18 protein-coding genes are annotated in these 17,452 nt (G+C 64.7%); 11 read left to right on the top strand and 7 right to left on the bottom strand.

What is annotated here, in order from left to right; genetic code table 11:
- Positions 1-51: 51 nt before the first annotated feature.
- Positions 52-756 carry a PA1136 family autoinducer-binding transcriptional regulator gene (locus J6525_RS00440; protein WP_225641175.1) on the top strand — a complete coding sequence of 235 codons (705 nt, stop codon included), beginning with the start codon at positions 52-54 and terminating at the stop codon, positions 754-756.
- A 48-nt stretch (positions 757-804) separates the two neighbouring features.
- Here the strand turns inward: J6525_RS00440 and J6525_RS00435 are convergent, their stop codons facing one another.
- Positions 805-1,746: a LysR family transcriptional regulator gene (locus J6525_RS00435; RefSeq protein WP_225641173.1), complete on the bottom strand. Its 942-nt coding sequence runs from the start codon at positions 1,744-1,746 to the stop codon at positions 805-807.
- 98 nt (positions 1,747-1,844) lie between these two features.
- Here J6525_RS00435 and J6525_RS00430 point away from each other — a divergent pair, with 98 nt between their 5' ends.
- Positions 1,845-3,068: an MFS transporter gene (locus J6525_RS00430; protein ID WP_225641171.1), complete on the top strand. Its 1,224-nt coding sequence runs from the start codon at positions 1,845-1,847 to the stop codon at positions 3,066-3,068.
- Between the two features lie 62 nt (positions 3,069-3,130).
- A complete protein-coding gene (locus tag J6525_RS00425; RefSeq protein WP_225641169.1) occupies positions 3,131-3,475 on the top strand; it encodes a Lin0512 family protein in 345 nt (114 codons plus the stop codon).
- Positions 3,476-3,507: 32 nt separating this feature from the next.
- Here the strand turns inward: J6525_RS00425 and J6525_RS00420 are convergent, their stop codons facing one another.
- Positions 3,508-4,389, bottom strand: coding sequence for an SDR family oxidoreductase (locus J6525_RS00420; protein ID WP_225641167.1), 882 nt, complete (start codon positions 4,387-4,389; stop codon positions 3,508-3,510).
- Between the two features lie 94 nt (positions 4,390-4,483).
- Between J6525_RS00420 and J6525_RS00415 the strand changes: the two genes are divergently transcribed.
- Positions 4,484-5,188, top strand: coding sequence for a glutathione S-transferase family protein (locus tag J6525_RS00415; RefSeq protein WP_225641165.1), 705 nt, complete (start codon positions 4,484-4,486; stop codon positions 5,186-5,188).
- On the opposite strand, the gene J6525_RS00410 is transcribed toward J6525_RS00415, so the two are convergent.
- Positions 5,185-5,739, bottom strand: coding sequence for a disulfide bond formation protein B (locus J6525_RS00410; RefSeq protein ID WP_225641151.1), 555 nt, complete (start codon positions 5,737-5,739; stop codon positions 5,185-5,187). The genes J6525_RS00415 and J6525_RS00410 overlap by 4 nt on opposite strands.
- A gap of 8 nt (positions 5,740-5,747) precedes the next feature.
- Positions 5,748-5,906 carry a DUF5993 family protein gene (locus J6525_RS00405; protein WP_016842788.1) on the bottom strand — a complete coding sequence of 53 codons (159 nt, stop codon included), beginning with the start codon at positions 5,904-5,906 and terminating at the stop codon, positions 5,748-5,750.
- 140 nt (positions 5,907-6,046) lie between these two features.
- Here J6525_RS00405 and J6525_RS00400 point away from each other — a divergent pair, with 140 nt between their 5' ends.
- Entirely contained in the window at positions 6,047-7,375 is a 1,329-nt protein-coding gene (locus J6525_RS00400; RefSeq protein WP_076831866.1) for a dicarboxylate/amino acid:cation symporter, read from the top strand.
- Between the two features lie 415 nt (positions 7,376-7,790).
- Positions 7,791-8,435 carry a glutathione S-transferase family protein gene (locus J6525_RS00395; protein WP_225641149.1) on the top strand — a complete coding sequence of 215 codons (645 nt, stop codon included), beginning with the start codon at positions 7,791-7,793 and terminating at the stop codon, positions 8,433-8,435.
- 157 nt (positions 8,436-8,592) lie between these two features.
- On the opposite strand, the gene J6525_RS00390 is transcribed toward J6525_RS00395, so the two are convergent.
- Positions 8,593-9,489 carry a LysR family transcriptional regulator gene (locus J6525_RS00390; protein WP_225641146.1) on the bottom strand — a complete coding sequence of 299 codons (897 nt, stop codon included), beginning with the start codon at positions 9,487-9,489 and terminating at the stop codon, positions 8,593-8,595.
- 312 nt (positions 9,490-9,801) lie between these two features.
- On the opposite strand from J6525_RS00390, the gene J6525_RS00385 reads away from it, so the two are divergent.
- From J6525_RS00385 to J6525_RS00375, 3 genes are all read left to right on the top strand, one after another.
- Positions 9,802-10,569 carry an SDR family oxidoreductase gene (locus tag J6525_RS00385; RefSeq protein WP_225641144.1) on the top strand — a complete coding sequence of 256 codons (768 nt, stop codon included), beginning with the start codon at positions 9,802-9,804 and terminating at the stop codon, positions 10,567-10,569.
- An 85-nt stretch (positions 10,570-10,654) separates the two neighbouring features.
- A complete protein-coding gene (locus J6525_RS00380; RefSeq protein WP_225641142.1) occupies positions 10,655-11,440 on the top strand; it encodes a carboxymuconolactone decarboxylase family protein in 786 nt (261 codons plus the stop codon).
- Positions 11,441-11,556: 116 nt separating this feature from the next.
- Positions 11,557-11,952, top strand: a complete 396-nt coding sequence (locus tag J6525_RS00375; protein WP_092088330.1) for a (R)-mandelonitrile lyase — start codon at positions 11,557-11,559, stop codon at positions 11,950-11,952.
- A 214-nt stretch (positions 11,953-12,166) separates the two neighbouring features.
- On the opposite strand, the gene J6525_RS00370 is transcribed toward J6525_RS00375, so the two are convergent.
- On the bottom strand, positions 12,167-13,456 hold the full coding sequence (locus J6525_RS00370) for an IS4 family transposase (RefSeq protein WP_225641139.1): 1,290 nt from the start codon (positions 13,454-13,456) through the stop codon (positions 12,167-12,169).
- A 430-nt stretch (positions 13,457-13,886) separates the two neighbouring features.
- On the opposite strand from J6525_RS00370, the gene J6525_RS00365 reads away from it, so the two are divergent.
- Positions 13,887-14,651: an SDR family NAD(P)-dependent oxidoreductase gene (locus J6525_RS00365; RefSeq protein WP_225641136.1), complete on the top strand. Its 765-nt coding sequence runs from the start codon at positions 13,887-13,889 to the stop codon at positions 14,649-14,651.
- 36 nt (positions 14,652-14,687) lie between these two features.
- Here J6525_RS00365 and J6525_RS00360 read toward each other — a convergent pair whose 3' ends face one another.
- On the bottom strand, positions 14,688-16,241 hold the full coding sequence (locus J6525_RS00360) for a winged helix-turn-helix domain-containing tetratricopeptide repeat protein (protein WP_225641133.1): 1,554 nt from the start codon (positions 16,239-16,241) through the stop codon (positions 14,688-14,690).
- A gap of 164 nt (positions 16,242-16,405) precedes the next feature.
- Here J6525_RS00360 and J6525_RS00355 point away from each other — a divergent pair, with 164 nt between their 5' ends.
- Positions 16,406-17,446, top strand: coding sequence for an alpha/beta fold hydrolase (locus J6525_RS00355; RefSeq protein ID WP_225641131.1), 1,041 nt, complete (start codon positions 16,406-16,408; stop codon positions 17,444-17,446).
- Positions 17,447-17,452: the final 6 nt, after the last annotated feature.

The raw sequence follows: 17,452 nt of genomic DNA, 5'->3' as shown, positions 1-17,452 counted from the left end.
AACGCGCTCGGCCGCGCGCGACCGGCCTTCCGCACGACACGATGGCACCGCATGGACCGCTACATCGAAGCCGTGGTTGCGATCGAGGGCAGCGAGAGCTTGCCCGCGATCCAGGCGGCGGTGCGGTCGGCGAGCGTGCCGCTCGGCTACGACCGGTTCGTGATGTTCTCGGCGTCGCCGGCACGTGAGGACCTGGTTGACCGGATCTACTGGGTCGAAGGCGACTGGTTCGGCAAAGGCGTGACCGTCGATGCCGAAACCTATGTCCGGCATTGTCCGGTGACGCGCAATTTCCTCGATGTGGACCAGGCGTTTTTTTGGACCAAGGTGATGTCGGCGCGCGGCGAGAAGTATCGCGTGGTGCGCACGCCGCGCGGGCCCGGTTTCCATGGGCTGCAGGTTCCGGTGTTCGGGCGCACCGGCCTCGAAGGCGCGATGAGCTTCGCCGGAACGCGGATCGATGCGTCGCCGCGAACGCGTGCGGCGCTGACGATGATCGGCGCGGCGGCCTTCCGCGCCGCCCGCGGGCTGATGGAAGCGCACGAGCCGAACGGTGCGTCGAGCCTGTCGCCGCGCGAGCGCGAGGTGCTGCGCTGGATCTCCGCCGGACGGCGCCAGGCCGACATCGCGGCATCGCTGGGCCTGTCGGAACGCACGGTCGAGAACCATTTGCGGCGCGCGCGGCTTCGGCTCGGCGTCGCCACGACAGCGCAGGCCATCCGGCTTGCGATCCGCAGCGGCGAGATCGAGGACTGAGGCGCTTGCGGTCGGCCGCCATAGGGCCGGGCGAGCGATCGCTGCGGCTCAGTATTTCTTCGCCGTCTTCGCCCTGATCTTCGCCGTATGCGCGCCCGCAGCGATCCGCGTCAATGCATCGGCAAATGCACGTGCCGCAGGTCCCAGCGGTTCATCGAGCCGGTGGGCGAGATAGGCCTCCATCGCAAGCGCGGCGTTGCGGCCGAGCGCGCCGGTTTCGACCCGCACCAGGCGGCGCTCCTTCAGGTCGCGCGCCACCTGCCAGAGCGGCAGCCGGCCCCAGCCGAGCCCGGCCAGGATCATGGCGTGCTTGGTGTCCTGATTGCTCACCCGGCAAATCTGCGGCGAGAGCACGCCGAAGCTGCGGCCCTCCGACAGCGGGGTCGGATCCGACAGCACGATCTGCAGATGATCGGCGAGATCAGCCACGCTCTTGCGGCCGCGGCGCGCGAGCGGATGGCCGGCGGAGGCGATGGCGACGATCTGCACCGCGCAGATCGCATCGAGCGCGAGGCGGGGATCGCGAAAATCCTCGCCGACCGTAACCGCGAGCGCGCTGCGCCGTTCGGTCAAGCCAGCGATCGGACCGCCCATCGGTTCGACCGCGAGCCGCACGCTGACGGACGGATAGGCCGCCCGCATTTCCGTCAGCGCCGCGCCGACGGCGGCGATCGGAAACAGCGTATCGACGACGAGCGAGAGTTCCGATTCCACCCCGTCGCCCAGGCCGCGCGCCCGCGCCCGCATCGCATCGACACGGAGCAGCAGGTCCCGCGCGTTGCCCAGCAGTGCCTTGCCTTCGGCCGTCAGCGCCGGGCGATGGCCGGAGCGGTCGAACAGCGTGAGCCCGAGTTCGGTCTCGAGGTTGGCGATGGCATGGCTGACCGCGGATTGCACCCGCGCCAGTTTGGTCGCGGCGGCGCGAAAGCTGCCGCTCTCGGCGATGGCGACAAAGGTGCGGATCTGATCGAGCGTCAGGTTATCGAGCATGATCTATGAAATCGATCAATCGGATGCAAAACTTATCACTCCTGTCGATGGTCGGGAAACGCTATCTCTGTGCCGTGAGCGAGGGGCGGAGTGGACGCATGACGATCGAGACGGCCGTGATGCAGCAGAGCGAGGCGAAGCGATGGGCCACGGTCGCCATCGTGATCGGTTGCGGGATCGGCGCGGCGCTGCAGGTCGGTAAGGTTCCGATTGCCGCCTCGATGCTGCAACAGAGCCTCGGCATCGACCTTGCCGCGGTCGGAACGATTGCCGGCATCTTTGCGGTCCTGGGCCTTGTCGGCAGCGTGCCGGCGGGCGTGGTGATTGCCGCGGTTGGTGCGCGCAAGGTGCTGCTGTGCGGGCTCGCGGCCGTCACGCTGGGGGCAGCCTCGGGCGCGCTCGCGCCACAGCTCGCCGTGCTGTTGGCATCGCGCCTGCTGGAAGGGCTCGGCTTCCTGCTGGTGATGGTCGCGGCCCCTGCATTGCTCGATCGTGTCGTCGATGTCAGCGCGCGTGACGTCACCATGGCGGTGTGGAGCTGCGTGATGCCGTTCGGGATCGCGCTGGCGCTTGTCGCCGGTCCGATCTTCGATGGCTGGCGCACGATCTGGTGGGCCAGTGCTGCCTTTGTCGCCCTGCTGTTCGTGCTCGCCGGCGTCATTGTGCCTGAAGTGGCATCGCGGACCGGCCCGGCGCGGAGCGGCCTGATGCAGGAAGCCACCGCGCTGGCACAGCGCCGCACGCCGGCGCTTCTGATGGTGCTGTTTGCGCTCTACAGCCTGATGTTCTTTGCGCTGTTCAGCTTCCTGCCGATCCTGCTGACCGAGCGGCTCGGCGTGTCCAGCCAAGGCGCCGGCGGGCTCAGTGCGTTGGCCGCGGCCGGCAACATCGTCGGCAATCTCGCCGCCGGTCATCTGCTTGCGCGCGGCGTCAGCCGCAACCTGCTGATCGCCGTGGCGGCATTCGTGATGGGCGCGTCCGCGCTCGGAATCTTCCTGCCGGTGCTCGGCGGCTGGGGCGCATTCTGGCTGTGCCTTTTGTTCTCCGCGATCGGCGGCCTGATCCCGGCGACGTTGCTGGCAACCGCACCTGCGGCAGCGCGATCGGCGGCGATGGTGCCGGTGATGATGGGCCTGTTGATGACGGGCAGCAATTTCGGCCAGGTCACCGGTCCGATCGCGGTCGGCGCTGTGGTCTCGGCATGGGGCTGGCGCGCGGCCTGCGTCATGGTGGTGGCTGCGGCGATCCTTGCCGGTCTCGCGGCGTGGATGCTGGCGCGCGGCGATCACAACAGCGTAAGCGAGGCGAGGGACCCGGCTTGACGCCGCGCGCGCAGGGGCCGAAGGAATGAAGGTCTCTCACGCCAACGACAACAGGAACCTTCATGACACGCGTGCGCTGTATCACCGAAATGGGCATGGGCGTCGACGTCCACGGCCGCGACGCCACCAAGGCCGCCAAGCGGGCCGTCTCGGACGCCATCCGTCATTCCAGCCTCGGCTTCTTCCGCATGCTCGGCAAGACCGCCAACGACATGTTCGTCGACGTCACGATCGCCGTGCCGAATCCCGAAGATGTCGATACCGAAGCGGTCGCGAAGGAATTGCCCTATGGCACCAAGACCGTGAAGGCGATCGTGGGTGGGCTCGAGATTCCGTCTGATCTCGGCAATGACCCGATCCTGATCGCGAACGCTGCCGTCATCGTCAGCTTCGACGACGGCAAGTGACGCAAGCGCGTCAGGCGACCGGCATGCGTGCGCTATTCGCTGCCTCTGAAATAGTCGGGCTTGCCGGTCGTCCAGGTCTCGCCCCAATGCTGGCCGCCGCCGTCGACGGTCAGCATCTCGCCGGTGATGAACTTGCCGGAGGGCGCGGCGAGGTAGACGGCGGCCTCGGCAATGTCCCAGGGGGTGCCCGGGCGCATCATCGGGTTGGAGCGCGGATAGGCGGCGCGCGCCGCTTCGCTGTAAACGTTCCAGCCCTCGGTCTCGATCGCGCCGGGCGCGATGCAGTTGATGCGGATGTTCAGCGGCGCCCATTCGACCGCGAGCGCGCGCGACAGGCCGATCACACCGGAGCGGGCCGCGATCGAGTGCGCAATGCCGTAGAGGCCGTGCGTCGTGACCACGACGATGTTGACGATGCTGCCGGGATGCTTGCGGTCGCGCCAGCGCTGCGCCGCGGCCTGCATCATGTACCAGGTGCCGTTGAGGTTGGTGTTGATGACCGCATTCCAGCCCTTGATCGAGACGTCGATCGCAGGTTGCGGGAACTGGCCGCCGGCGCTGTTGACGAGATGATCGACGCGGCCGTGCTCGATCCACAGCGCCTCGAACATCGCGTTGACCGCGTCGGGATCCTTGATGTCGGCGACATGCGCGGACGCCTTGAGCCCGCGATGGACGAGATGATCGACCAGTGCGTCGAGCCTGCCGGCATTGCGGCCGGCGATCACGACATGCGCGCCGAGCCGGGCGAACAGCCATGCGATGGCGCGGCCGATGCCGCCGGCGCCGCCGGACACCACGACCACCTGACCGGCGAGCGCATCGGCCGCGAACACGGTCGGGTGCGTTGCAAGTTCGTCATCGGAGAGGCCGAGCGTTGCGCCTGTCGTTGCGCCTGTCTGTTGATCGTTCATGGCCGGTTGCAGACCTTGCGGCTTTCACTGAGCTCCGTACATTAGCGATCCAACAACAACCCTGCAAAGCAACAACCGTGCAAAGAATGTCGACATGACCGACTTGTCTGCCTTTTCCATCACAAAGCGCTGGCCCGCCCAGCATCCGGACCGCCTGCAGCTCTATTCGCTGCCGACGCCGAACGGCGTGAAGGTCTCGATCATGCTCGAGGAGATCGGGCTGCCTTACGAGGTCCATCTCGTCGACTTCAACAAGGATGACCAGAAGACGCCGGAGTTCCTGTCGCTGAACCCGAACGGCAAGATCCCGGCGATCCTCGATCCCAACGGTCCGGGGGGCAAGCCGCTGCCATTGTTCGAATCCGGCGCCATCCTGCAATATCTCGCCGACAAGACCGGCAAGCTGTTGCCGGTGGACGCGGCGCGCCGTTATCAGGCGATCCAGTGGGTACATTTCCAGATGGGCGGCATCGGACCGATGTTCGGCCAGGTCGGGTTCTTCCACAAATTCGCCGGCAAGGATTACGAGGACAAGCGGCCGCTGCAGCGCTACGTCGCTGAGTCGAAGCGCCTGCTCCGCGTGATGGAGACGCATCTCGCAGGACGGCAGTGGTTCATGGACGATGAATACAGCATCGCCGACATCTCGATGCTCGGCTGGGTACGCAATCTGATCGGCTTCTACGGCGCGCGCGAGCTCGTCGAATTCGACCAGTTCACGCAGGTCGCGGCCTGGCTGGAGCGCGGTCTCAAGCGGCCGGCGGTAGAGCGCGGCTTGAATATTCCGAAGCGCCCCTAACGCGCCGACGTCAGCAGCTCATAGACGACGGGATTGTCGGCACAGGCGGCAAAGCCACACTCGAGCAGGGTGGATAGCACATTCAGTGCGGTCAGCCCGATCACCAGCCACACCGCGCCTTGCGCGAACCTGCCGGGCGAACTGCCCGGCGCCGCGCGGTGCTCGAACTGGCGGTCGAACAGCAGCATCGCCGCGAGCAGCACGATCGCGGCGACGAAGCCGATCAGCGCCCACGTATAATAGTGATAGCCGAGCAGCGCCGAACCGTAGCCGGCATCGCCGGGGAGGATGTGCAGCAGCACTTGCCGGGTCGAGACCGTGGCGCCGAGGACGGCTGTCAGCAGCGACAACGCATAATGACTCGGCCGCGGCCCGAAGCGGATATTGATGATCGGCCCGATCGCCAGCAGGGCGAACAGGATGCGCTGCAACAGACAGAGCGGGCAGGGCAGCTCGTGGAGGAGCAGCTGCGCGGCAAAGGCGGCGGCCAGCACCAGCGCCAGCCCATAGAGCGCGACGGCATTGAGGGTGACGGCCTGCGTGTCGTTCATGGCCGGCCTCAGAACGACAAGGTCAGACGGTCGGTGGCGTGATGCAGCAAGGTCGCGACGCAGGCGATCAGGATCACCGCGAACAGGCCGATCGCGACGGGACGCGGGCCACGCCAGGCCACCAGCATGGCGATGGTGATGGCGAGAAACAATGCCGTGAATTCCATTCCCAGCCTCCCGATGCGAGCCGGCCGCAGTCTATGACAGATTCGTGTGCGCTCGCGACGGCGCGAATGGGCATTGTCGCTTGCGCGCGGGTCCGCCAAGATGGCATCACCAGTTGAGTTCATCCCAGCCGGGGCATCTCATGACCACAGCCGCGATCAAGCCCGTTGCCCATCCCCGTCATCAGCCCTGGTACAAGATCCTCTACGTCCAGGTGCTGATCGCGATCGTGGCAGGTGTCCTGATCGGATATTTCTATCCGAATCTCGGCAAGGAGCTGAAGCCGCTGGGCGACGGCTTCATCGCGCTGATCAAGATGATGATCGCGCCGGTCATCTTCTGCACCGTGGTGCACGGCATCTCCTCGATGGGCGATCTCAAGCGCGTCGGCCGGGTCGGGTTGAAGACGCTGATCTATTTCGAGGCGGTGTCGACGGTGGCGCTTGCGGTCGGTCTTCTGGTCGGCGAATTGCTGCAGCCCGGCCACGGCTTCAATATCGATCCTTCCACGATCGATCCGAAATCGGTCTCCAACTACGTCACGCAGGCCAAAGAGCAGGGCATCGTTGCCCATCTGATGGCGATCATTCCGGACAGCTATCTCGGCGCGGTCGCGCGCGGCGACCTGTTGCAGGTGCTGCTGATCTCGATTCTCTCGGGCTTCGCCATCGCTCTCATGGGCAAGGTCGGCGAGCCTATTGCGTCCGCGATCGACACGGCCGCCAAGATGTTCTTCGGGATCATCCGGATCATCGTCCGCGTCGCGCCGCTCGGCGCATTCGGCGCGATGGCCTTCACGGTCGGCGCCTACGGCCTCGGCTCGCTGTTGAATCTGGCAGCGCTGATCGCGACCTTCTATCTCACCAGCATCCTGTTCGTGCTGATCGTGCTGGGCGCCATCGCACGGCTCGCCGGCTTCTCGATCATCCGCTTCATCGCCTATATCAAGGACGAGCTCCTGATCGTGCTCGGCACGTCGTCGTCGGAGACGGTGCTGCCGCAGATGATCCAGAAGATGGAGCATCTCGGCGCCTCGCGCTCGGTGGTCGGCCTCGTGGTGCCGACCGGCTACAGCTTCAATCTCGACGGCACCAACATCTACATGACGCTGGCGACGCTGTTCCTGGCGCAGGCCACCAACACGCATCTGACGATCTGGCAGGAGCTCGGCATTTTGGGCATTGCCATGATCACCTCGAAAGGCGCGTCCGGCGTCACCGGCGCCGGCTTCATCACGCTCGCCGCGACGCTGTCGATCGTGCCCGACATTCCGATCCAGTCGATCGCGATCCTGGTCGGCATCGACAAGTTCATGAGCGAGTGCCGCGCGCTCACCAACCTGATCGGCAACGGCGTCGCCTGCGTCGTGATCAGCCTGTCGGAAGGCGAGCTCGACAAGCAGGCGCTGCACGAGACGATGGCGCATCCGCTCGAGCTCGGCGAAGCGCTCGAGCCGGGCGGCTCAGGCTAGAGCAATATGAAGTTATGGGGCCGTCGCAGGGGGCGCTGCCAAAATATCGAAAACAACCCCATGCAACGCAGCCGGTGGCAGCCGGCGTTCGACCAAGCAACTTGACACGTCGGGCAACTCAGGGATATTCTTCTAATATTCCGAAATTGCGCAGGCGTCCGCTCGTCCCACGGCTTTCGCATATGGCATTTGCGGGCTTCTGCAACCGACGCTTCCACGTCGCAGGCGGGAGAGGGAACGCGCCTTGTTCGCGGCCGCAGCCCAGGTCGTGAACTCGTAAGGTGGAAGCGCCCGCACGGTAGGATGACAACTATGCGCCAAGCCTTGAGTGTATGATGCGTCATCGATCGTCCGTTGCGCCGCTGGCTTGCCTCTGCGAGTTCGGTCATCCAGCCCAATCCAGGAATGCTTAACTATGCTCACCGTCTATGGCGAAGGTCGTGGCTTCCGTGTTGTCTGGCTGCTCGAGGAATTGGGATTGGCTTATCGGCTGCGCCCGGTCGATCTGCTCGCAGCCGGCGGGGTTGATCGCGATTTCCTCGCGATCAACCCCGCCGGCTTCATTCCTGCACTGCAGGACGGCGAGACGATCATGGTCGAATCGATCGCGATTCTTGAGTACCTGCTCGCCCGCCACGGCTCAGGTTCGCTTGCCGTCGCTCCGGACGATCCCGCCTTCGCTTCCTATCTGCAATTTCTCCACTTGGGCGAGGCCGGGCTCGCCGGGCCGATGAACGCCGTCATTGTCGGTCGCCAACTGGCGCCCGCAGCCGAGCGAGACGCCCGGGTTACTTGTTGGGCATTCGAGACCTTCGAGAGCCGGCTGGGGTTGGTTATCCGCCGTCTCGCGGATTGCCCCTATCTCGCCGGCGACCGATTCACTGCTGCCGATATCTCGGTGAGCTACGCCCTCCTGCTCGGCATGCGAACCGGCAACTACGTCCCCGGTCCTACCGAGCGGGACTATCTCGCCCGCACGACGGCACGCCCTGCCTACGCGCGAGCGATGGAAAGCTGCCAGGCCACCAAGGCTTGGGCGGCGAGATCACCGGGATTGTAATGCTTGCTTCAATCCGGCTGTGGCTCCGCGCTTACAAGCCTACTGCCTGGGCCGTGTACTGATAAGCGGCTGGCGCCTGATCCCCGCTTAACCCCCACAGCGGCGGAAAAGCGGTCATCTCGCGAGATCGGCGAAGGCCCACAAGCAGAAGTGCCGCCTACTTCCCTCGATACCGAAGAGCTTCAACCAGCAGCGAGAATGCCGGTGAAGGTTGACGACGGCTAGGGTAGTACAGGTGGTATCCGGAAAATGGAGGACACCAATCCGACAGTACCCGAACGAGCCGTCCGTCGGAGACGTAGGGCTGCACGTTACGCTCCATCAGGTATGCGAGGCCAAAGCCGTTCAACGCCGCTTGCAAGAGCGGTCCTGCGCCGTTGAAGACGAGCTGGCCGTCGACCCGCACGTTGAGCGCACGGCCGTCCTTCTCAAATTCCCAAGCGTAGAGCCCGCCATGGGTCGGCAGGCGCAGGTTCAGGCAGTTGTGGCTGGTCAGATCTTGGGGCGTGCGCGGCCTCTTTCGGCTGGCAAAATATGACGGAGCGCCGACGACCGCGGACCGCAAATCCGGTCCGACTCGAACGGCAATCATGTCTTTGGCCACGAGTTCGCCAGGTCGGATGCCGGCGTCGTATCGCTGCGCAACGATGTTCGCGAGGCCATAGTCGACAATCACTTCCACGCTGATGTCCGGGTAATTCGGCAGGATCTTCGCCAGGGCGGGCAGCAGGATCGCTTCGGCGGCGTGTTCGGTCGCGGTGATCCGGATGTTGCCGGCCGGTTTCTCCCGCAGCTCGCCAAGGGCCGACAACTCGGCGTCCATTTCCTCAAATTTCGGCCCGATGCTCCGGAGCAGGCGCTCTCCCGCCGGGGTCGGCGCAACACTTCGCGTGGTGCGGTTGAGCAGCCTCACCCCGAGCCGTTCCTCCAGACCGCGGACGGTCTGGCTGAGAGCGGATTGCGAAATACCGAGCTTGGCCCCCGCGCCGGTGAAGCTGCGTTCCCTTGCGACCGCCAGAAATGCGAGGAGGTCGCCTGCGTTCTCGCGGTTCATTCATAACCTCCACTAATGATTCCAATCAGTTTTTATCACCTAATCTTTGGCGCGCGAAAGACCTAGGTTCAGCCTGGTCGTTGGGATCCGTGGCGGCAAGGAATGTCTTCCGTGGCACTCGTAGCGAGAGCGGTCGCGGCGCGTTTGGTGTCCGGCCGACGAACAATCGCGGCGGAGGCTGAACCTCCACTCTCTCACAGCGGACCAGTCGAGCAGGAGCCTTCATATCGAAGGGGCTCAAACGAATCCCGGGACCGGCGAAGTGACAACCGAACGGATCGAATGATCCTGCAAGATGAAATGAGGAGCTGAATGAACCCGGTCTATGACTTCAAAGGACAGGTGGCCCTGGTCACCGGTGCCGCCAAGGGCATGGGACTGGCAACGGCGCGGATGTTCGCCGAGAGCGGCGCCTCCGTCGTGCTGGCCGACCTGGACGGCGATCTCGCCGCTGATGAGGCCGAGCGGATCGTCCGAGACGGCGGCACCGCAATCGGTTTGGCCTGCGACGTCGCCGACGAGGCGCAGGTGGCGGCGATGGTCGATCGCGCGGTCGCAGAATACGGACGGCTCGACATGGCGTTCAACAACGCCGGCATCCAAGTGCCGCCATCGGACGCCGCCGAGGAGCCGATCGAGCATTTCGAGCGCGTCACCGCGGTAAACCAGCGCGGGGTCTGGGCCTGCATGAAGCATCAGCTGCGCGTGATGCGCGATCAAGGGAGCGGCGCGATCGTCAATTGCTCTTCTTTGGGCGGTCTCGTCGGCCTCCCGCAACGCGCAGCCTATCACGGCACCAAACACGCCGTGCTCGGAATGACCAAGAGCGCGGGTGTCGAATATGCCCCGCGCGGCATCCGCATCAACGCGGTCTGCCCCGGCACAATCGATACGCCGATGGTCGCCGACATGCTCAAAGGCCAGGCCGACGCGATGGCCGAAATCATGAAGCAGCAGCCAATCGGCCGCCTCGGCCGCGCCGAGGAGGTCGCAGCCGCCGTGTTGTGGCTATGCAGTCCGGCCGCAAGTTTTGTCATCGGCGTGGGCCTGCCGGTCGACGGCGGCTTCACCGCGCACTGAGGACCATACCGCGGGGTATGCCGATCCTAGGCATTTTGCACGGATTCAGCCGGGCGAGGGCACGTTCAACAAGAAGGAGTTTCCAATGAGAGCCCTCGCGACGGTCGCCATTGCGCTTTGCCTGGTGGCACAGGCCTCTGCCCGGACGGCGGCGACCAGGATGGAAGGAACCAAGGTCATGCCTACGACAGAAGACATCCGCGCCGTCGCGCCCGTCCTCGAAAAATATGCCAAAGGCGTCGTGCTCGGCGATCTGTGGAAGCGCCCGGGACTGTCGGCGCGCGACAGGAGCATCGTTACCGTCGCCGCTCTGATCGCGCGCGATCAGACGGTCGAACTGCCGTACTATCTCAATGTCGCGCTCGACAGCAGTGTGAAGCCCGCCGAGATCTCGGAGATCATCACGCATCTTGCATTCTATACCGGCTGGGCCAACGCCATCGACGCCGTTCCGGCAACAAGGGACGTGTTCAAGAGCCGCAATATCGGAGCCGATCAACTGCCGCCGGCTTCCGGACCACAACTTCCGCTGGACGGGGCGGCGGAGTCGCAGCGGGCCACGCGCGTCGGGCAGCAATTCGGACAGATCACGCCCAGCCTTGTGCAGTACACGACCGATGTGCTGTTCCGAGACCTCTGGCTGAGGCCGGGACTCGCGCCGCGGGACAGGAGCCTGGTCACCGTGAGCGCCTTGGTCGCGACCGGCCAGGTCGCCCAGATCACCTATCATTTGAACCGGGCGATGGACAACGGGTTGACGAAAGAGGAGGCCGGAGAGGTCGTCGGCCATCTTGCTTTCTATGCGGGTTGGCCCAACGCGTTTTCGGCCGCAGCGGTGGTCAAGGAAGTCATCGAGAAAAGGCCCCGCTAGCAATGTCGTACTCACGTCGACAAGTCGTCGTCGCCAGTGCCGGGTTTGCTGCATTTGCCGCGACGAGCGCCGGCGCGGAAATCTCGAACGTGCAGCGAAGGAGTTCGGATATGGATATCGACATCAAACGAAACGGCTCTCGTCCCGCCGCCAAGGGATCCGCGGACTGGTTCACCGGATCGGTCCGCATCGACCCTCTGTTCCAAGCTCCGGATCCCGCACGCGTCGGCGCCGGCCAAGTCACGTTCGAGCCCGGCGCCCGGACCGCCTGGCACACGCATCCGCTCGGGCAAACGCTGATCATCACGGCGGGGCTCGGCTGGGTGCAGCGCGAGGGCGGGCCCGTCGAGGAGGTCCGTCCAGGCGACGTCGTGTGGTTTCCGCCCGGGTTGAAGCACTGGCACGGCGCTTCGACTACCACCGCAATGACGCATATCGCCATCCAGGAATCAGTGAATGGCAAGAACGTGGATTGGATGGAGAAGGTCTCCGATGAGCAGTATCGAAGGTGAGTTGAGGGCTCAGCGCAAAGACGAAATGATCGACGCCTCAGCCGATGTGACGCGGACGCCGTCGCGTCGCTCCCGAAGGCACACTGCGGACGGACTCTGAGAGGATGCGAAGCTTTGTCCTCACCCACCGTTGTCGTCGCCCGGCCGGGCGATGACACCGCGGGTGTGACATCTTGAATTGCGACTCATCCTCACCGTCGTCCCTGCTTTCGCACTAGGGCATGCACATATCTCTGAGGCTCCATCCTGCTGCGACGGCCAGGAAGTATTCGAGGCCATTTTTGAAGGTGATGGGGCCTGGAGGTTTAGACGACGGGTAGCCGTCCCAACCGCCAAGGCGGCCGATGATCCAGGCTGCCCAGGTGAGGCTGTCGGGCGGATGTGGGTTTTTCAGCCGCTTGCTCCTGGCCTCGAGTTGCCGGTTGAGGGCGGCAAGCGCGTTGATCTCGTTGTCGTTGAAGGCAACGCGAATGGGCTGCTGACCGCCATCGCGCGCTTGCAGAAGCTGGATGGTGATGACGGCTGCCTTGGCGGCGATAGCGACCAGTTTGAGGAGACGATCGGCGGTTCCGATCTGGCTGTCTTCGAGCTTGAGGCCTTGCGTCTTCAGGACGCGGAAGAACTGCTCGATGATCCAGCGCTGCTTGTACCATTCGACGATACGCCAGGCGTCGTCGACGGTGGCGATCTCGTGAGAGGTGATAAGACGCCAGTGCAGCGGCTCTGCGCTGGGCCCGGCATTGATCTCGCACACGTCGACCATCGCCAGCGGCAAGCTTTTCGGCAAATGGCGCAGGGACTTGCTCGGCGGGCGGGCAAGCTCGATTGCGCCAAAGCGGAGTTCGAGATGGGCCTGACGTGCCGGTCGCGCCGCGCGCGCAGGCAGTTGGATCGCCCTCCGATCCACCACAGGCATGGCGTCGGTGGCCTCATACAGGCCGGTGCGGTCGGCAAGCTTGCGATCATGCATGCTGCGCGCGATGACATGGAAGTGCTGCTCGGCCGAGCTGGCATAAAGGGCAAAGATATCGCTCTCGCGATCACCGAGGACCGTCACCGTTCCGGCAGCGGTGAGCAGCGGCTTGGCCGCAATGGCGGTGGATATCCAGCGTTGCGATTCCTTGTCAGACAAGTCACGTGCGTCGTGCGTCGTGGTGCGACGCCCCTGGCGCGTCCATACCTGCCCACTCAAAAGTCCAAGACAGCTGCCATCGTCGGCATCCACGACCAGCAGCGGATGCAGCAGCACGCCGAAGTTATTGCCTCTGCCGATCTCTCCAAGCCCGCGCCGGCGTTGCGGCGTGGTGTTGAAGTGAATCTCGCTGGTGTCCTGGATTGCCAGCACGTGGCGGCCCTCTACCGCGGCAACCGTGCTGTCGCCCCAGCTTTCGATGATCCGCTCCGCCGTCACCTTGTCGTGGCCGAGAAAGCGGTTGAACCGCACCTCCAGCGCACGATCACCCCTGGAAAGCCGCCGCAGGCAGACCGTCTTGCCCGCAACCATGCGTTCGACGAGCGCCGCCCCCCTTTATCGAGACGACGATCCCCGAACCGTCCTAACGTCCAGTCAATTCGTGACAACATCCCGACACCCCCGTCCAACCTGGAGCGTCGCAATAGAAATCACACGGATCGCCGATTCTGGAATCCCCTGTCTCCATCCCGAGTCAATCCGCCGCACCAAATATGTGCATGCCCTAGTGCTTTCGCAGGGACGACAAGTGGAGAGAGCCTTGTCCCCTACACCTGTCATCCCCGGCACTCGACCGGGCGATCCAGAACGCCGCAGCCTCTCGGCTCAACAATCGGCGTCTCTGGAATACTGGATCACCCGCATGCGCGGGTGATGACACTGAGCAAGCTGAGTAAGCCAATTCCGTCACTCTGAGCAGCGCCGCCTATTCGACGAGATCCAGCGTTTTGAAAGGTCAGCAATGGTAGACAGCTTCGAAGGAAAGGTTGCGCTTGTTACCGGCGCCGCTGGTGGCATTGGTCTGGCGACAGCCAGGGCATTTGGTGTTGCAGGCGCGTCCGTGGTCGTTGCAGACAGCAACACAGCGTTGCTCGAAACTGCCGCTGCGGAACTGCGATCCGCGGGTCATGACGTCCTTGCCATCGGCTGCGATGTAACGGATCGGGGCCAGGTGAACGTAATGATCGAGCAGGCGATCGAGACTTACGGGAAGCTCGATGCAGCTTTCAACAATGCGGGCATAAACTGCGATGCTGCGCCATTGGTTGAAACGGAAGATGCCGAGTTTGACAACATCATCGATGTCAATCTGCGCGGTGTGTGGAACTGCATGAAGGCGGAGCTTCGCCACATGACCGCACAAAGAAGCGGCGCAATCGTCAACTGCTCGTCGATCGGCGGGATGAGGGGCTCCAAAGGGCGCGCCGCCTATTCCGCCAGCAAATTCGGGGTGATAGGTCTCACCCGCGCCTCCGCACTCGATTATGCCGGGAAGGGCATCCGTATCAACGCAGTCTGCCCGGGCATTATCGGCAATACTCCGATGGCGAAGCGGGTAACAAGGAACAACGATCCAGAGATCGTCAAGGCGTTCGTAGCAGCCGAACCGATCGGACGCCTTGGCGAACCTGAAGAAATCGCTGCGGCTGTTCTATGGTTATGCGGCTCGGCGGCAAGCTTTGTGGTCGGCCATGCCTTGGTGGTCGATGGAGGTATTTTGGCCTGACCAGCGGGTGAATGACGTCGCGCCGCCAGAGCGGAGTCAGTCCGGGACGCCGGCCGCCTTCAGCGTCTCACGATAAGTCGCGGACATCGCTTCCACCGGGAACGGGATCCGCGACAGGAAGCCGGAGATCGTGAACTCCGGGTCGACCTTGAGCAGCTCGCGCGCGATCTGGGCCGCGCGTGCGGTGTCGCCGGTCTTCACCAGCGCCACGATCAGGACGCGCAGCGCCACCGCGAAGCGGCGGTTCTGCGCCAGCGCCTTGTCGGCCCACATCACCGCCTCGGCAAAATTCTGGTCGAGCACCGCGCAGATCGCCAGCGCCGCGGCGGCGAACCAGCCGCGCGGGTCGCGCGGGTTCAGCCGTTGCGCGCGCTCGATCATGGCGCGGCCGGCTTTCTGGTTACCGCGCATCGCCTCGATCCAGCCGCCGAGCACCAGCGCCATCGCCGAGTTCGGATTGATCGCCAGCGAGCGCTCGAACAAGTCGCGCGCGGGCTCGATCTCGTCGGCCATGTTCCAGATCGCGAATGCCGCCATCCACAACACCTGCGGGTCACCGGGCGCCAGTTCGACCGCGCGCCAGGCTTGCGCGACCGCGCGTTCCCGGTAGGCATCGTTCGGCTTCACCCAGCCCTGGACATGGCGCATCGCATGACAATAGGCGGAGGCCGCCAGCGCGGGCGCGTAGGCGGGGTCGAGCGCCAGCGCCTGGTCGAGGCAATCGAGCGCCGCTTCGATGCTCTCGGGCGTGAACTCGTAACGCAGGCTGTAGGCGCGCAGCAGCAGGTCGTAGGCGTCGAGCCTGTCCGGCGGCGCGGCGCGTACCCGCTCGGCTTCCGCGACGAGCAGGGTCGGCTCGATCGCGCCGACTACGTTCTCGGTGATGCGGTCCTGCAGGTCGAACACATCAGTCGCTGCGCCATCGAACCGGTCGGCCCACAGATGCGCGCCGGAGACGGCGTCGATCAGCTGCCCGGTGATCCGCAGCCGATCGCCGCCGCGGCGGACGCTGCCTTCGAGCACATAGCCGACGCCGAGATCGCGTCCGACCTGGCGGATGTCGACCGCCTTGCCCTTGTAGGTGAAGGCGGAGTTGCGCGCGATCACGGTGAGGCGGCTGCAACGCGCGAGCGCGGTGGTGATGTCCTCGGCAATCCCATCTGCAAAATAATCCTGCTCGGGATCGCCGCTCATATTGGTGAAGGGCAGCACCGCGATCGACGGGCCCTCGCTCGGTCGCGGCGGGCTGGCATTGTCTGCAACCGGACGATCGTGCGCGGTGTCCTCCCTGACATCGCCGACAAAGCGGAGACCCTTGCGGGGCAGGGTGCGGATCAGCCGCTGCTCCTCGCCATTGTCACCGATCGCGGTCCGTGCCGCATTGACCCGGCTGCTCAGCGTCGCTTCCGAGACGATCCGGCCGTGCCAGACGGCGGCCAGCACCTCGTCGCGGCTGACCACCCGATCGCGGGCGCGGATCAGGAATTCGAGGAGGTCGAAGACCTGCGGCTCGACGGCCACCAGAGCATCGCCACGGCGCAGTTCCCGGCGTTCGGAATCGAGGGTGAAGTCATTGAAGTAGTAGGTCAAATTGGAAGGTCCGGTGGCCGGCAGCTGAATGCGTGGCGGAACCTAGCACAGGCGGCGTGGAGCCAAAATCACGACGGTCTGAAGGACAAATCCACGTCCTCTGAAAGCGGACGGGGGCGGTCTCTGCAATATTCCATCCCGACACCAGACTTAAGGAGATCGCCATGTCGCAGTCCATCAATCAGCAGCGCCGCCGCTTCCTTGGCATCGCCGGCGGGATCCTTGCTGCTTCCAGGCTCGGCTTCGTCGGATCGGCCAGCGCGCAGTCCAAGCCGGCGCTGCCTGCGATCAAGGCTGGCGCCCACACCTCGATCGGTCCCGTCAAGCAGATCAATGCCGGCGTGCTTGATACCGGTTATGTCGAGATGGGGCCTGCGTCCGGTCCCGCAGTGGTCCTGCTGCACGGCTGGCCCTACGACATCCACAGCTATGCCGACGTCGCGCCGGCGCTGGCCGAGGCCGGCTACCGCGTGATCGTGCCGCATCTGCGCGGCTATGGCACGACGCGCTTCCTCTCCAGCGACACCATGCGCAGCGGCCAGCCGGTCGCGGTCTCAGCCGACATCATCGCGCTGATGGACGCGTTGAAGATCGAGAAGGCCGTGCTCGGCGGCTATGATTGGGGCGCGCGCACCGCCAACATCATGGCGGTGCTCTGGCCCGAGCGCTGCAAGGCGATGGTGTCGGTGAGCGGCTATCTGATCGGCAGCCAGGCGGCCGGCAAGATGCCGCTGCCGCCGAAGGCCGAGCTGCAATGGTGGTACCAGTTCTATTTCGCGACCGAGCGCGGCCGCGAGGGCTATGCGAAGAACCGGCATGACTTTGCCAAGCTGATCTGGCAGCTCGCGTCGCCGCAATGGAAGTTCGACGACGCAACCTACGACCGCAGCGCGGCGGCCTTCGAGAATCCCGATCACGTCGATATCGTCATTCACAACTACCGCTGGCGGCTTGGTCTCGCCGAGGGCGAGGCGAAGTACGACGCGTTCGAGAAGACGCTCGCCCAGGCGCCCGTCATCGCGATCCCGACCATCACGATGGAGGGCGATGCCAACGGCGCGCCGCATCCCGAGCCGGCGGCCTATGCCAAGAAGTTCTCCGGCCACTATGAGCATCGGCTTCTGACCGGCGGCATCGGCCACAATCTGCCGCAGGAAGCGCCGCAGGCCTTCGTCCAGGCCATCATCGACGTCAGCAAGGTCTGAGACGGA

The organism is Bradyrhizobium australafricanum (assembly GCF_020329495.1).
GTDB classification, from domain to species: domain Bacteria; phylum Pseudomonadota; class Alphaproteobacteria; order Rhizobiales; family Xanthobacteraceae; genus Bradyrhizobium; species Bradyrhizobium australafricanum.
This window is presented reverse-complemented; position numbering and strand designations above follow the sequence as displayed.

Excerpts from the sequence above, each read along its gene's own strand:
- J6525_RS00440 (WP_225641175.1), top strand. The coding sequence starts at position 52 with ATGGACCGCTACATCGAAGCCGTGGTTGCGATCGAGGGCAGCGAGAGC.
- J6525_RS00435 (WP_225641173.1), bottom strand. The coding sequence starts at position 1,746 with ATGCTCGATAACCTGACGCTCGATCAGATCCGCACCTTTGTCGCCATC.
- J6525_RS00430 (WP_225641171.1), top strand. The coding sequence starts at position 1,845 with ATGACGATCGAGACGGCCGTGATGCAGCAGAGCGAGGCGAAGCGATGG.
- J6525_RS00425 (WP_225641169.1), top strand. The coding sequence starts at position 3,131 with ATGACACGCGTGCGCTGTATCACCGAAATGGGCATGGGCGTCGACGTC.
- J6525_RS00420 (WP_225641167.1), bottom strand. The coding sequence starts at position 4,389 with ATGAACGATCAACAGACAGGCGCAACGACAGGCGCAACGCTCGGCCTC.
- J6525_RS00415 (WP_225641165.1), top strand. The coding sequence starts at position 4,484 with ATGACCGACTTGTCTGCCTTTTCCATCACAAAGCGCTGGCCCGCCCAG.
- J6525_RS00410 (WP_225641151.1), bottom strand. The coding sequence starts at position 5,739 with ATGAACGACACGCAGGCCGTCACCCTCAATGCCGTCGCGCTCTATGGG.
- J6525_RS00405 (WP_016842788.1), bottom strand. The coding sequence starts at position 5,906 with ATGGAATTCACGGCATTGTTTCTCGCCATCACCATCGCCATGCTGGTG.
- J6525_RS00400 (WP_076831866.1), top strand. The coding sequence starts at position 6,047 with ATGACCACAGCCGCGATCAAGCCCGTTGCCCATCCCCGTCATCAGCCC.
- J6525_RS00395 (WP_225641149.1), top strand. The coding sequence starts at position 7,791 with ATGCTCACCGTCTATGGCGAAGGTCGTGGCTTCCGTGTTGTCTGGCTG.
- J6525_RS00390 (WP_225641146.1), bottom strand. The coding sequence starts at position 9,489 with ATGAACCGCGAGAACGCAGGCGACCTCCTCGCATTTCTGGCGGTCGCA.
- J6525_RS00385 (WP_225641144.1), top strand. The coding sequence starts at position 9,802 with ATGAACCCGGTCTATGACTTCAAAGGACAGGTGGCCCTGGTCACCGGT.
- J6525_RS00380 (WP_225641142.1), top strand. The coding sequence starts at position 10,655 with ATGAGAGCCCTCGCGACGGTCGCCATTGCGCTTTGCCTGGTGGCACAG.
- J6525_RS00370 (WP_225641139.1), bottom strand. The coding sequence starts at position 13,456 with ATGGTTGCGGGCAAGACGGTCTGCCTGCGGCGGCTTTCCAGGGGTGAT.
- J6525_RS00365 (WP_225641136.1), top strand. The coding sequence starts at position 13,887 with ATGGTAGACAGCTTCGAAGGAAAGGTTGCGCTTGTTACCGGCGCCGCT.
- J6525_RS00355 (WP_225641131.1), top strand. The coding sequence starts at position 16,406 with ATGTCGCAGTCCATCAATCAGCAGCGCCGCCGCTTCCTTGGCATCGCC.